This window comes from Paenibacillus ferrarius (assembly GCF_002027705.1).
GTDB lineage: Bacteria > Bacillota > Bacilli > Paenibacillales > NBRC-103111 > Paenibacillus_E > Paenibacillus_E ferrarius.
In genome coordinates this window covers 1-14,518 of record NZ_MBTG01000051.1, presented here as the reverse complement: position 1 = coordinate 14,518, position 14,518 = coordinate 1, and the positions used below count along the sequence as shown (strand labels likewise).

The 14,518-nt window shown below is 42.6% G+C and carries 12 protein-coding genes and 2 pseudogenes; 2 read left to right on the top strand and 12 right to left on the bottom strand.

Annotation, left to right across the window (positions count from 1 at the left end; genetic code table 11):
• Window positions 1-60 precede the first annotated feature (60 nt).
• The 12 genes and pseudogenes from BC351_RS34630 to BC351_RS43655 all read right to left on the bottom strand — a co-directional run.
• The gene (locus tag BC351_RS34630) at window positions 61-1,605 is read right to left on the bottom strand and encodes an ABC transporter substrate-binding protein (RefSeq protein WP_079419683.1); all 1,545 of its coding nucleotides are present in this window, start codon (window positions 1,603-1,605) and stop codon (window positions 61-63) included.
• Between the two features lie 59 nt (window positions 1,606-1,664).
• Window positions 1,665-2,555 (bottom strand): carbohydrate ABC transporter permease, encoded by an 891-nt coding sequence (locus tag BC351_RS34625; RefSeq protein ID WP_079419681.1) that lies wholly within the window; start codon window positions 2,553-2,555, stop codon window positions 1,665-1,667.
• 16 nt (window positions 2,556-2,571) lie between these two features.
• The gene (locus BC351_RS34620) at window positions 2,572-3,441 is read right to left on the bottom strand and encodes an ABC transporter permease (RefSeq protein WP_244209279.1); all 870 of its coding nucleotides are present in this window, start codon (window positions 3,439-3,441) and stop codon (window positions 2,572-2,574) included.
• 290 nt (window positions 3,442-3,731) lie between these two features.
• Window positions 3,732-5,330: a response regulator transcription factor gene (locus tag BC351_RS34615; protein ID WP_158082334.1), complete on the bottom strand. Its 1,599-nt coding sequence runs from the start codon at window positions 5,328-5,330 to the stop codon at window positions 3,732-3,734.
• On the bottom strand, window positions 5,302-7,077 hold the full coding sequence (locus BC351_RS34610) for a sensor histidine kinase (protein ID WP_079419677.1): 1,776 nt from the start codon (window positions 7,075-7,077) through the stop codon (window positions 5,302-5,304). Before BC351_RS34610 ends, BC351_RS34615 begins: the two co-directional genes overlap by 29 nt.
• Window positions 7,078-7,112: 35 nt before the next feature.
• Window positions 7,113-7,766, bottom strand: a complete 654-nt coding sequence (locus BC351_RS34605; protein WP_158082333.1) for a TetR/AcrR family transcriptional regulator — start codon at window positions 7,764-7,766, stop codon at window positions 7,113-7,115.
• Between the two features lie 491 nt (window positions 7,767-8,257).
• Entirely contained in the window at window positions 8,258-8,638 is a 381-nt protein-coding gene (locus tag BC351_RS34600; RefSeq protein WP_079419673.1) for a hypothetical protein, read from the bottom strand.
• 210 nt (window positions 8,639-8,848) lie between these two features.
• A complete protein-coding gene (locus tag BC351_RS34595; protein WP_079419671.1) occupies window positions 8,849-9,208 on the bottom strand; it encodes a hypothetical protein in 360 nt (119 codons plus the stop codon).
• A 76-nt stretch (window positions 9,209-9,284) separates the two neighbouring features.
• A complete protein-coding gene (locus tag BC351_RS44510; RefSeq protein WP_079419669.1) occupies window positions 9,285-9,482 on the bottom strand; it encodes a GNAT family N-acetyltransferase in 198 nt (65 codons plus the stop codon).
• 60 nt (window positions 9,483-9,542) lie between these two features.
• Window positions 9,543-11,441, bottom strand: coding sequence for a carbohydrate-binding protein (locus BC351_RS34585; RefSeq protein ID WP_079419667.1), 1,899 nt, complete (start codon window positions 11,439-11,441; stop codon window positions 9,543-9,545).
• Window positions 11,442-11,490: 49 nt separating this feature from the next.
• Window positions 11,491-12,300 carry a carbohydrate-binding protein gene (locus BC351_RS43660; RefSeq protein WP_279628390.1) on the bottom strand — a complete coding sequence of 270 codons (810 nt, stop codon included), beginning with the start codon at window positions 12,298-12,300 and terminating at the stop codon, window positions 11,491-11,493.
• A 30-nt stretch (window positions 12,301-12,330) separates the two neighbouring features.
• Window positions 12,331-13,236, bottom strand: a pseudogene (locus BC351_RS43655) (endo-1,4-beta-xylanase); the annotation flags it as partial.
• Window positions 13,237-13,676: 440 nt separating this feature from the next.
• On the opposite strand from BC351_RS43655, the pseudogene BC351_RS34575 reads away from it, so the two are divergent.
• Both BC351_RS34575 and BC351_RS34570 read left to right on the top strand, forming a co-directional pair.
• Window positions 13,677-13,934 (top strand): annotated as a pseudogene (locus BC351_RS34575) (nitroreductase family protein); the annotation flags it as partial.
• Window positions 13,935-14,034: 100 nt separating this feature from the next.
• On the top strand, window positions 14,035-14,518 hold a 484-nt coding region (locus BC351_RS34570), incomplete at its 3' end, for a DinB family protein (protein WP_079412425.1).

The following is a 14,518-nucleotide window of genomic DNA, read 5'->3' as shown; positions in this document are numbered from 1 at the left end:
CAAACGGTATGTTTCTCTCCTTTATCTCTATAGGGGGCATGCAGTTGCTCCTCGCACAAACTACTTATTGGTTTTCGCCCATTCATCAAGCTGCTTTTGCTTCTCAGCTATAATTTTGTCCATACCTGAAGCTTTCATTTTACTTATAAATTCCGGTAAGTTTTTATCCGGATCCAGCGTACCGGTTTCCAAACCAATTTTAAATTGATCCTTCACGCTTTGAACAGCAGCCACTTCCGTTTTAACAGGATCGACTGAAAAGCTGAAGCCGAGCGCTTTCGATTTTTTGGACGATTTGTTGAAATCAGCCTGATCTTTCCAAAGACTAACAGGATCCGTTTCCCAAATGTAGGAAAGGAATTGATTACCCCACTCCCATCCATGATTCGGGCTATAGGTGGCATTCTGCGTATCGACGCCATTCGGGAAGCCGATCAATTCACCCTTCTTGACGTAGTGCTTTCCTTCAATGCCAAAGTCGATTAAGTTAATCAAATCTTTGTCGGAGTAGAGCAAGTTAAGGAACATCATGGCTCTCTCCGGATCCTTCGAGTTTTTGGCGATACTGAACATGACATTTGCGATCGACGACGTAGAAGTGACAGGTGGGATAATGCGAGCTGCAACCATCGATGTGCCCGTCAAGATGGCTTCCTTCGTTTCAAAGCCAGGCTTCATATGCACTGTAAAGGAAAAAGCTTTGCCGGCCTTCACGAGGTCTTCAGGGCGGATTTTGTTTGTAGCGATATCTTTCGGGATATAGCCGTCCGAATACCATCTTCTGACCATTTTTAATAGATCAGAATATTGCTTCGTTTCAAACCAATTGACTACCTTCAGGTTATTATCATGGTCTGGCAGCACGCCGTTATCATCATTCAAAGGGTCCATATAGCCCGGTGCAATGGACGTTATAAAAGACGTACCCCCACCTTCCGGAACAATAGCCGCCATATTCGGCTCGTTATCTTTGACGACCTTGAATACGGCATCCAAATCATCAAAGGTTTTGATCTTGCTCAGATCGATCTTGTATTTATCAACAATATCTTTGCGCATCAGGATGCCGTAGTCGGATGCCCAGTCGCGTACGCTAGGTATGCCATAAAGTTTACCGCTGGCCATCGTCGCTTTTTGAATCTCCGGTGTGACAACCTTGGCAATATCCTGTCCATATTTCTTAAGCAGATCCTCTAAGGGAACAAGCTGCCCTTTTGCCGCTTGTGTACCGTAGCCGAGTGCTGTCAAAGTGACTAGCAAGTCCAAATTTTCATTGCTCGCAAGCATCAGATTGACTTGTTGCTGATACGCAGCTGGGTCAATAGGCACAAATTTAACCGTTGCATTAATTTTCTCTTTGGTCAGTTTGTTAATGGCATCTTGAACCTCCTGCAGATCCTTGTTTTGCCCAATTTTATAGTAGGCCACTGTTAGTTCATAAGGTTTTAAATCTGACTTCGCCTTTCCTGTTTCCCCTGACGCGCTTGGCGAAGTCGTAGCAGATGAGCTAGAGCCGCCGTTTCCGCCGCCGCAAGCTGTTAGTAGTAAAGTAATCGCTGTCATTCCTGCTAATACTGATTGGATGCCCTTCATATTCCTTCTCATTTCATAGCCTCCCTATTTTTATCTATTATATATGCTAACCGGCTGATGCCGAGTATAGCCTAGCCTTTGACAGCGCCAATAACGAGACCTTTGACGAAATATTTTTGAAAAAAAGGATAAGCGATCAGTAAGGGAACTGTCCCAATAACTGCCATAGCCATTCGGACCGATTCCATCGGAATGTTGCTGCTTGCAGCAATTTCCGTTGTGGTGCTGCTTGCGTTGCTTGATAAAAATTGCGCGTTTAACAAAATCCTGTTTAACAAATTCTGCAAACTGAACAGCTTGCTGTCGGTCACATAGATTAATCCGTTGAACCAATCGTTCCAATAGCCAATCGTTTGCATCAAGCCAACTGTTGCCAGGATTGGAAGTGAGAGAGGAAGCACGATCTGGAAAAAAATTTTAAATTCCCCCGCCCCGTCAATCGATGCTGATTCAATAACCGGTGTTGGGATGGAAGTCATAAAGAAGGTTCGCATAATCAGCACGTAAAATCCGTTAGATAACAAACCGGGAATGATTAAGGCCAGCAGTGTGTTTTTCATATCGAACACTTGTGTATATACCAGGTAGGTTGGGACCAAGCCCCCGTTAAATAGTAGTGTAAAAAACACGATAAACGAGAGCGGCTTGCGAATCAGCATGTCTTTTCTGGATAATGGATAGGCGCACAGAGCAGTAATGGCCAGCCCCACAAACGTACCAACTAAAGTTACCAGAATGGTAATACCGTATGCCCGAAATATGTTGAAGGAATCATTCCACAAAAATTCGTACGCCGCCAAGCTGAATTTACTCGGTAGGAAGGAATACCCTTCTGATACAATGGTCATTTCATCGGTAAAAGAAGTAATCACGAGCAGAAAAAATGGAAGAAGACAGAGACAAACAATGCCAATAAAGAAAACATGAATGATCGCTTGGTACAGTTGGCTTTTTACTTTCAATGGGATTCCCTCCTTATTAAAACAAAGCGTTATCGCTGTTTCGCTTGCTCACCACGTAATTCGAGATGAGTACGAGAATGAATCCAACAACGGATTGATATAGGCCCGCTGCCGAAGACATGCCGATGTCGCCCAATCTTAGTAAAGCTCGATAAACATACGTATCGATAACGTTGGTTGTCGGGAAGAGCGCGCCCGTATCAAGAGGTACTTGATAGAACAATCCGAACTCCGAGTAAAAAATACGGCCGATTTGCAGCAGCGTCATAATCACGATAACCGGAGCGATTAAAGGGATTGTAATGTTCGTGATCTGCTGCCATTTACTAGCTCCGTCAATCCTGGCCGCCTCGTAATATTCCGGGTCGATTCCAATAATCGCCGCTAAATAGATGACGCATAAGTATCCAACATGCTTCCAAATGTTTACAAATGTCAAAATATACGGCCAATACTTGGCTTCGCTATACCATGAGATCGGATCCATTCCAAGCATTGGAAGAATCTGCTTATTAATGTAACCGGTTTCGCCGCTTAGCATGGCAAGCACCAAATAACCGACAATAACCATAGAAATCAAATAGGGGATGAGAATGACGCTTTGGTAAAACCGGGCAAATAATTTCTGTTTCACTTCATTCAGCAAAATGGCCACACCGACGGCGATTACCAAGTTGATGATAATAAAAGCTGAATTATAAAGGATCGTATTTCGAGTAATCAGCATGGCGTCAGATGTTTTGAACAGGTACTCGAAATTTTTAAATCCGACCCAATCACTGGCCCAAATTCCTTTCGTAAAGTTGACGTCTTTGAATGCGATGACCAAGCCAAACATAGGCAAGTAATTGTTGATGAATAGATAAATAATTTCGGGTATGACCATCACAAACAGTGGGGCATACCTCCATATTTTTCTCAGTTTTTTGCTGGTTATTAATTTTGTTGACGTTATCTTAGCATCTGTCGTGGTCGCTGAAGTTGATCTTGTTGTTGTCGTTGACCCCATATCGTTCCCCCCTCATCGGTTATATTCTCATCATATATAATTGTCACTTTGCACTCTACCTGTTTCCCGACTTCCCGTTATAGCATTTCCGACTTCTTTGGAACAAGAAAAGATCGAACCCGAGAAGGGAACGATCTCACATATCAGGAACCACAGCTTGTAAAATTTCATAATTTGCGGTAATCCTGTGGATTCATGGAAGTCGCTTTCTTGAACATTTTCGAGAAATGGGAAAAATTATTGTAGCCCACCGAAGCGGCGATGCTGCCAATCGAAAGATCCGTCTTTACCAGCATCTCTTTGGCCAATTCTACCCGTTCCTGAAGAACATACTCAGAAATCGTCAAGCTGGTTTCTTTCTTAAAGATTCTTGTCAGGTAGTCAGGATTCATATTCACATGGCTGGCGATATCCTCCCGCGAAATATCTTCGTTAATGCGCTGAGCGATATATTGTTTCGCTTTTTCCACAACACTTTGGCTTTCATCCACAGTGTTAATTCGACCCGCAGCTTCTTCGATCATCATGATTATCCATTGTCTAAGATCAGCTATGGAACGGGAAACGAACGATGCTTGCATAGACAAGAGTTCTTCCGAAAAAACCTGATGTGCCCTCAGACCTTTATAATGCAATACATGATGAATCATTTGCAGAAAGTCCTCGTAAAATCGACGCAACAATTTGGCATCAAGTCTTTCCATTTGCTTCATCGCATCCAAACTATGATCGATTTCTTTCAGCAGGTTCCCTTTGCTTCCACACTTGAGCATTTCCGCCCAGCTGTTCATTTTAGGCAGTGGAAAGGTATCGCAGCTGCATTGTTGTTCACTTAAGAAGAAAATTTTATTCGTTTTTGTAACATTGCGTGATTCCATCATGATTAAGGATTCGAACATCTCCAGCATTCCTTCCATAAATGCAGGAGCACCGATATAACAACAAAGATCACAGAAAAAGTACTGGTTACAGGCAGCGATATAGCCCTGTAATTCACGGGTTAACTTCTCTTTATCGCTCCTGCTATCCAGGTCGACCGAGAGGATGATCAGCAACCCTCCGCTTTTGACCTGAACGATTTGGCTTTTGAACTCTTTCTGAACAGCCAGCTCCTCCAATGAGTTGCGCAAGGCATATTCCATTATTTTTTCTTCACGAAGCGTCAGTTTTTTATGCCAACGCTGAACACTGACCCATATCGGCACAAATAAGTCTGTGTCGCTATAAGGTATATTTTGCTTCGCCATAATTTCTTTGATTTGATCCTTATTCGAAGGGATCGACCTATGAATTAAATCCTGCCAAAAGCGCTCAACAACCATGGGCTGGTACGCTTCCCATAACTGATAGTAATGCTTATAGGTTTCATTAAATTGAACTAATCCTCTTTTCTTTTCCAATTGTTCAATGGCTTTTCGAACGGCTTTCTCCAATTCTGGAAAACGAACAGGTTTGAGCATGTAATCCAGACTCCCCAACTGAATCGCTTTTTGCGCGAATTCGAAATCAGCATGACACGTTAAGAAGAGGGACTCGGTATCTGGAGAGTGTTCTTTGACCCAAGATAACAGTTGAAATCCGTCACCTTCTGGCATTTCAATGTCGCAAAGCAGAATATCAATTTTTTGGGTTAAAAAGATTTCCTTCGCTTGTCGTATGTTAAAAGCTTCATGAATCTTTGAAAATCCAAGTTGGTCCCACTCTACCCCCGCTTTGATCCCTCGTACGGCATGAATTTCATCGTCCACGACCAGCAATTGAAGCATAGTTTCCTCCGCCTTCCTTCTCATGAAATGGGATGAGAATGTCAATCACTGCACCAAGGTCAGCACCATTTGCAAACGTGATCTGGGCTTGATCTTGATACAGTAGACGTAATCGACGCTGCATATTCCATATCCCGATATGATGACCTTCTCCGTTACCGATATCCATTTCCATCTGCAGCCGAGCCAAAACATCTTCAGGAAATCCTTTTCCAGTATCCTGCACTCGTATACGGATTCTATTAACTTCTATGGCTTCAATGGTTATACCAATATGAACCTGTTTATCCATGCTAACTGCGTGTTTGATCGTATTTTCCACAAAGGTTTGAATAACAAGCGGAGGAACTAATTCGTCCATAAGGTTGTCTGGAACGGATAGATCATAAGTCAAATTGTGAGGAAACCGCATCTCCTGGATACGAAAATAATTAAGCGTATGCTGGACCTCATCCCTTAAAGCGACAAATGCCATGTTACTCCGAAACATAAAACGAAAATATTCTACGAGACTAAGCGCCATTTCCTGAATCAATGTAAAGTCTTTCACCTGCGCCAAATTATAAATAATGTTCAACGAATTTAGAAAAAAGTGCGGATTAATTTGAAGCTGTAAATGCTTGAGTTCGGCCTTCTGATGATTTAATTTTTCTTTCAAAACATTAATTTTCAATTCCTGTATTTGCGATATCATGCGATTGAAGGATTGGTTCATCTTGTCGAATTCAATGACAGAAGGGCTGTAGGTTATACGGACGTCCAAATTCCCGTCCTCGATTCTCCTCATAGCCATCATGATCCGGTTTATAGGAATTAAGATGATTTTCCTTAGAAGAAATAAAATAAAAGGAAGCAGAATAAGTGATCCGATCAAAATGAAGGATACCATTCGGCGAAGGAAAGGAAGATTCTCCAGAATGATGCTGTCTGGTATGACAGCGATTAATCTGAAACGGCCTTTCGCGGATTTTTCGCCAACGACTAGAAATTTTTCACCTTTTCCAGTGAGTTTGTAATCGTTTCCAACATTGTTTAAATTAATTTGATTTTCTTGTACAAAAGCTTTGTTTGACATGGTCTCGAACTTGTCCGTAACCAGCAGCGCCCTGCCGTTATTGCCCAAATCGACCAGGTTGAGCGGCACCATTAATTTGCTTGCATCCGCCCATGCCCCGATATAGACATTCCCATATTTGATTACACGGGTCAAATAGTATTGATCTCCTAGCTTTAGCATAAACCATTCTTTCAGGCTTGTCTGATTTGAACCATCGCGTTGATCCTGAAAAATGGTCATAATGCTATTTTCAACGGCTTCCTGTCTGGTGTAAGTGACTTGATCACTTATAACTGTCAATAAATCTTGATTCGGCTCCGAATAAACAAAGAACATATCCATTGATTTATAACTAGGGAGGTCTTTTAACAGCTTATTGTTTAATTGAATTTTCGCCAAAGAGTACCGATCCGCATTTTGATCTCGCTGCGCATCAAGTACAAGCAGCCCCGTGTCTTGCGCAGCGAAGTTGAATAAGTACTTGTCTACCTCATCCAAATTACGGTCGATCTGCCCCATATATAAGCTGATTAAATTTTTATTCGATTGAGCCACTTGATTTCGAACAACTTTGATTGCATACAAATTGTTGTAGATCATAAAAGCCACAATGGGTATGACAATAATTAGCAAACCAAATATCAACTTAAAGCGCAGTGATTTGAACAGGGGCAGCATACGTAATAGCACGGCTGATAGACCTCCCTTCCTGAATGCTAACTCGATCAGATTGAATGCGCTTTCGGTTTCAGATAGGCCATGATCATGTCAATTAACTGCCGCATCATTTCGTCTGGATCGATCTCTTGTTCTACACGAAGAATATTCCCCCTTGATGCCATTCGCTGCGTCATGCTCATCATCGTGTTTGCAATCATGGCTGAAGTTTTGACTGGATCCAGATCAGGACGAATCGAGCCATCTTGAATTCCTTCAAGAATAAGCTGAACAGGAGATGGAAAAACATTTTTGATGAATTTTCTGTACTTCTCCTCCAATTCACGGGTTGGATACATTTCCCGGTAATAGTGATCAAACATTCCAATAAAGCGCAAATGACTAGGTCTAGTCTGGGTAAAATCCTGCCAAGCCAATAACAAGTTTCGCATTTTTTCTTCAGCTCGTTCACCGATTTTATGAGAATCGACAAATCGAAATAGATCTTCTAAAACGTTCATCTGAACCTCAAACGCCAGCTCATCAATTGAGTTGTAATATTTGTAAAGTGTAACACGGCTGATCCCAAAGTGATGCCCGATGTCTTTCATCGTTACAACCGCCAAATCTTTTGCCAAGAAAAGCTCTTGAGCCGCTAGAATAATTTCCTGCCGCCGTTTATTTCTTTGCTCCTCTAATTCCTGTTTCCATCTACTTGTCATGCAAACACTCCTTGATACGGAAACTACCCACCAAATCATTGCTATTTACACGATGTAAACACCTTATTTTTACAACCAATTATATCCAAAAGCTGATATTGATGCAAGACGAATCGATATCGGAGAAGAACCGGTGATCTTGCTCCACAATATTGTTTAGAACCTTTGTTTGTCTAATCAAGGTTTCTTTTGGTACGAAGTCTAATAGAACTAATGTTGCTTTCTTTCTTCATCGTATAGAAAGTTAATAGCCCTACGATTTATCTCGTAAGGCCAATCTTTGTTACTAATATTGTTCATTTCAAAAAACTAACCTACCATCTCTAAAATTTATAACTCTTTTCGCCTGATCCGCAACCTGCCTATCATGCGTAATCACAATAATTGTCCGCCCATGCTCGTTCAGCCCGACAGCAGAAATGACCATCCTCAACACTCACATCACATCTTTTCGTTAAAGGGGGAACGGACATTCTGACGTTCCCCCATACTTATACCATAGGTTGTATGGAAAGGAATTGATTGCCCCACTCCCATCCATGATTCGGGCTATAGGTGGCATTCTGCGTATCTACGCCATTCGGGAAGCCGATCAAGTCACCCTTCTTGACGTAGTGCTTTCCTTCAATGCCATAGTCGATCAAGTTGATCAACTCTTTGTCAGAGTAGAGCAGGTTGAGGAACATCATGGCTCTCTCCGGATCCTTCGAGTTTTTGGCGATACTAAACATAATGTTTGCAATCGACGACGTAGAGGTGACCGGTGAAATGATGCGAGCTGCAACCATCGGTGTATCTGTCGAGATGGCTTCCTTCGTTTCATAGCCAGGTTTCATATGCGCGACATAGGCAAAAGCCTTCCCAGCCTTCACAAGATCTTGCGAACGGATTTTATTTGTAGCAATATCCTTCTTTAAAGCTATTGATACAATAACCCTGTTTTAAATTTCTGATTCCTTCCTATGGCAAATGCATTATTGAACATACTTGAGGAATAAACTTTCGAATCCTGCGTTAAACTGCCAGTTACTTCATGAAAACAGGGAACAGCTTTTGCGGCAATCTGGTCCCTGTTTATTGTGCTAGAGTGTCCCGTTAGTGTAACGCACTACCATTGAATTGATCTCATCAGCTAGTTCAAGAATTTCCTTCCAATGAGATGAGTGCCTCACCGCATTAATTTTCCATTCATCACCTTGCTGTATTGCTAGAAATTTACTTCTTAAAGTTGAGCTTTTAAGCATTATTTCATAACTAATTAGCCCATCTTCGATTAATTTTTTTAAGTTGTCGGTGTTTAAAAATGATATAGCACCAATATCGAACTCTTCAAAGATGTTATATCCAATTACCAAATCGTCCGAGTCTAATAGATAAGTTCCGCATCGCTTAATCGTATCAACATACAGTTCATAAAGTTCTTCTATTGATATATACTCCATCACATCAATCCCCTTACATAATGAAACATAAGATTGCTAACGATACCGCTTGTTTAAATTAAAGTTCTTCGTTAGTTTAGTCCCCTATCTGGATTCGTTTGATGAACTTTTGGCGAGAGCCTCCCTCTAGGATGTGTTTAAGCAATACCGTTGCTACTCCCTTTCCCCTCCATTGGGATGAAACTGATAACCACCCAATATTGTAGCTGCCTCCTTTGATAAGTTTTTCAGCAACTACTTCAAAAATGATGAATGATGTTCGGGGAATTACCATTCATTTCCCGAACATCAGGAACGCTTCTCCCTCATCCGTGCTGTAAACGCACGTTAGAGTTTACTGGATGACTAAAAAATCCGAATAGGCATCCCAAGTCCCAATATCGGTGGTAACGGTCAGTTTAACCTCTTGATTTCCGGTTGCATGGGTGATATTGGGCAAGGTTTGGACCGTCGGCGTAATTCCGGTAAAGTAAAAGGAGCCGACTGTCGTTCCGCCTATTTGTAAATCTACTCTGGCGGTGCCGTCATTACTCGATGCACCCTGGAGTGAAAAACTGTGGGTGGAGCTGGTGAAATTCTGAGTGAATGCAGCATAATCATTGTTAGCGTATAAAGCGACCCCACTGAAAGGAGAACTGATCTTTCCGGCGTAAGGGCCGCCGAGAGTCATATTCTCGGTTTCAACTCTTGTTCTAGTCGTATTGGGTGTAAACTGCCAGTAATCAAAATTAAATAAGTAGCCTGACCCTGTTCCGGTAAACAGAAAGAAAACTTTGTGGACACCGGTTGCACCGCTGACAGTAGTTGTTAGTTCCCGCCAGGTTTGCCATCCACCTGTAGAAGGTACAAGAAGTGTTCCGATAAGAGTACCCGTTACACTGTCAAGACGTATTTCAATATTGCCTCCTGTCGTTGCTGATGCTACATTTGCTTTAAATGTCTTGGCTCCGCCGGTACCGAAGTCAGCGTTTCCTACAGCTACCCAGTCTCCATTATTAATAAATCCTACATCAAGGTTATTTACCGGACCGCCTGCCGCTTGACTTGCCTCCGTTGTAATACCCGCATTCCACCCGATCGTTTCAGCCTCATTCCTGGTGTAAGGATTAAGATTGGCGATCTGAGGTATGACGGCCATATCTCCCTGCACCTCTTGTATGGTTCCATCAGAATTATAGACCAGCTTATTGATATGCGGAGAACGGTATCCTTTTCCGTCTCCAAATTGAGCCTTACTGACAGTTTGGGCATGGTACACGACATACCATTGGTTGTTAAAGTTAAACACGGCATGGTGGTTGTTTCCGCCAACTCCGAAAAATGTATATGGATTTTTCAGGAAATGCCCTGTATATGTGAAGGGTCCCCTAGGACTGCTGCTCACCATGTAGCCGATTTCGCCTGCCGGATAAATTGCCGGGTGTTTACCGGAGAAATTGATGCAATACGAGTAATAATATTTGCCGTTATACTTATGAATTCCGGAATCTTCAAACATGTAAGGAGCATCAATTGTTACTGCGCTTCCATCAATACTAATCATATCAGCGCCCAATTTCAAAACTCTAGCTGTTTTCGGATTTGCAATTGATGCCGGATCCGAGGTATTGGGTATTCCTCCACCACAATACAGATATCCTGTGCCGTCATCATCCACTAATACTGCCGGGTCAAAAAGCCATGTAACTCCGGACATTCCGGATGTACTGCTTGTAACAAGGGCTTTTCCGAGCGGATCTGTCCATGGTCCTATAGGAGTGTCTGCTGTCAGCACACCAATACCTGATGCCCCATTTGCGTAATAAAGGAAGAACTTATCCTGACCATTTATCGTTTTATGTGCAACGGACGGCGCCCATGCGAGTGATGCCCATTTTGCAATACCACTGCCATTATTGGCATTATTATATCCTGCTACCGGAATGGAACCGTGATCCGTCCAGTTCACCATATCAGCAGAAGATATGACGTTTATTTTAGTCAGCTCACTAAAATCATTATCTTTAATCGTTCCGTCACTATTATATTCATACGCATCGCTTGACATATAAACGTAGACTCTTCCGTTATAGACCAACGCAAAGGGATCCGCTCCCAATTTATGGTCCATAAGAGGATTTGAATACCCTGGAAGTTTTGCAATTGCACTGTTAGCGGCATATGCAGATGTCAATGGCAAACTGCTCAGCAGCAATGTAAAATATAACAGAAATCCAATAATTTTCTTACGCATTAATGTACCACCTCCAAATTGAACTGTTTTGTTCCCAATATCAGATCAATTACTGTACCGAAACATCATCGATATAAAAATTAGTTCCGCTTTTCGGCCCTTCGAAATACATGCTCAACTCGGTTAAAGTTCCGGTAACATTTAATGTATAATTACCGGACAGCTGTACCCAGGAACTATTGCTGCCGGTTCCAGTTGCAACATGGGTATAAGACGTTCCGCTGCCGTCCACTTTTTTGATAGTCATTATAATCGAATCACTCGCGACATTATCTAATCTTACCCACCCGGAATAGGTATAGGTCTTACCGCTTTGCACTTTTGAAGTTATATTCTGTATCGGCCCGTTATAGGTGGCAGTCCTACCGGTAGACAACAGGCTATAAGCACCGCTATGCTTCTGGTTAGTTGATACTGCAATGGAGCCTGCCCCATTAACAGCCCACCCAGTGGTATTTCCTGTTTCCAGTCCGGGATTGGTAATCAGATTGCTGATAAATTGGAACCAGTTCATGTTGAATAAGTATCCGCTTCCTCCGGTAAATTTCAGATATACGTTGTGTATTCCGCTAGCCCCGCTAATATTGCAGGTTCTGGTAGTCCATGTCTGCCAACCACCTGTCCCGGCAACCGCACAAGTCCCTACCGGGGTCCCGGTAATACTGTCAAGACTCACCTCAATATTACCTCCGTTGGTAGCGCTGGCTACTCTAGCCTGGAAGCTCGCTGCACTGCTGCCGAAATCGATATTGTTGTAAACAACATAATCCCCATTTTCGATAAACGCGATATCCTGCCCGCCTTCACTGGAGCTTTCAGTTTGGATTCCTGATTGGGTGCTGTAACTCTCTGCTTCGATCTGTGTAAAGGCAGATCTCGGCGTTGAAGCACTGGCTAAATATTGTTTTAACCATGCAAGTGCAGGACGCTCAACACCTGATGAACTAATCAAATGCGTGTTGCTTGCCCATGTTTGTCCCTCTATATACCCCCACAATGTGATCCCTTTAACGTATTGGCTTTCATACAATACAGGAAATTTTTCTTTATATCTGTTGAGCTGGGTAGTGCCATCACCTGTCATATCTAGTTCCGATACATATATCGGAAGTCCTGTTGCTCCCAATATGCCAAGCACTTGATTCATGGTACTTACAGAAACCGTATCCATATTAAAGTAATGGCACTGTATTCCTATTCCGTCTATCAAACCTTTACTTTTCAGAATGTTAATAATCTGGACATAATTGTTTGCTGCATTCGGATCGCTTATTATACCGTAGTCGTTTATTAGCAGCTTGGAGTTCGGAAAAGCTTGTTTGGCCTGCTCAAAGGACCAAACAACCCAATCCCAACCTGTTGAACCGCTTCCGCCTATTGCATTCCTATAGGATGCCGGTGCATGTAACGGCTCATTGACAACATCAACGAACTCAGCATTAGGATATCTTTGACCGGCAGCCTGTATCCACTCTGTCACTTCTGCTTTCTGGTCAGCTGCTGAAAGGCTGCCTATCCAGGATGGTTCCTGGCTTCCCCATACTAGCGTATGAAACTTGAATGGTATCCCATTTGTTCTGCTGTAATTGTAAATTAAGTCTGTATTACTCCAATTCATGCTGCCGCGGCTTCCCTCAACGCTTTCCCACTTAGTCGCATTCTCTGGTGTTACCTGGTTCCAGTAAGTTGTAAAGTTTGATGGAACACTACCGGCAATAATATTTCCTACAAACTTACTTCCATTTGCCATTGCAGCTTTTGCATGCCGAATTGGCAGTGTCATGCTCAAAAGCATGGTTGAGCATAATACAACTGTAATGATTTTTTTGATTTTTGATGCATACATATACTTTTCCCTCCTGTTTTAGAATAATCATTCGTCCAATTAACACTATAATTACATCCAGATTAATTGACAGCGTTTACATTACCATATTTGTGGTTGCTCCAAATAAGCCCAAACTCATTAAAGCTGCAAGAACTGCCGTTAAAACTTTCTTCTTAAACTTAAACTACCTCCTTTCTGTCACTACTTGCTTACATACTACTTGAATATTACCTTTTCTCTTTGCAGTTCATAACTAACTCTGTTTCCTATTCATTTAACTTATTACTTTTTCCTCCTCTGTAGTAAAATTATAGAATGTAAGCGTATACATAACAACCCAGCAAATTAAAGATTTTACCCCCATATTTTTAACAAAAATACATAGAAACCGTCGAGGAACAGAGGTTATAAAGGGTTCCGTGGAACAAATGACCCCAGAAGTAAACAGGGAAACCGTGCTAATTGATAGCGGGCTAGTATCCATGCAACTAATGTTAGTTGCCCGTGCCCATGGATATGACACCAACGCAATCGGCGGATATGAAAAGGACAAGATTGCTGAAGCCTTCGGACTAGACCCGGAGCGCTACGTTCCAGTCATGCTAATATCGATCGGCAAAGTTGTAGACAACGGTTACCCATCGGTTCGTTTGCCTATCGATTAGTTGTTAAAGTATTAGTAACGTTGTAGATGGACAGCAGCGTTTATTAGGTAATTGAGAGACAGAATAACTCAAACAAGCCTATAGGAGAGGATGATTCCGCATGACGGATGCAAATCAATTATTTGGACAAGCCCTAGTAAAATCGCTGGTCGGGGAACGCGGACATATTCGTATTGCCCGCGCTTTACCGGACATTGATGCCGAACTGGCTGGGCGCGTACATGAAGCCATGCCGTATAGTATCTATCAACTGTTGAGACACATGCATTACTGGCAGCAATTCATGCTGGAGCATTTGGAAGGACGTAAACCGCAGCTCCCAGCTAACGTCATGGGAAGTTGGCCGGAAGAGACAAGCCCTCAAGATGAGATGTCTTGGCAAACTGATATCAAGATGTTTCTGGATGGGGTCGACCGGGCTGTCACCATTGCAGAAACGGCACAACTGGACGAACCACTTCCACATTTCCCAGTTGAAACCCGAGCAGGACTGCTGCGCAATATCGCGTCCCACAACTCATATCATCTGGGCGAAATTGTGTTGCTGCGCCGCTTCTACGGCGCCTGGCCTCCGCCCGGAGGTG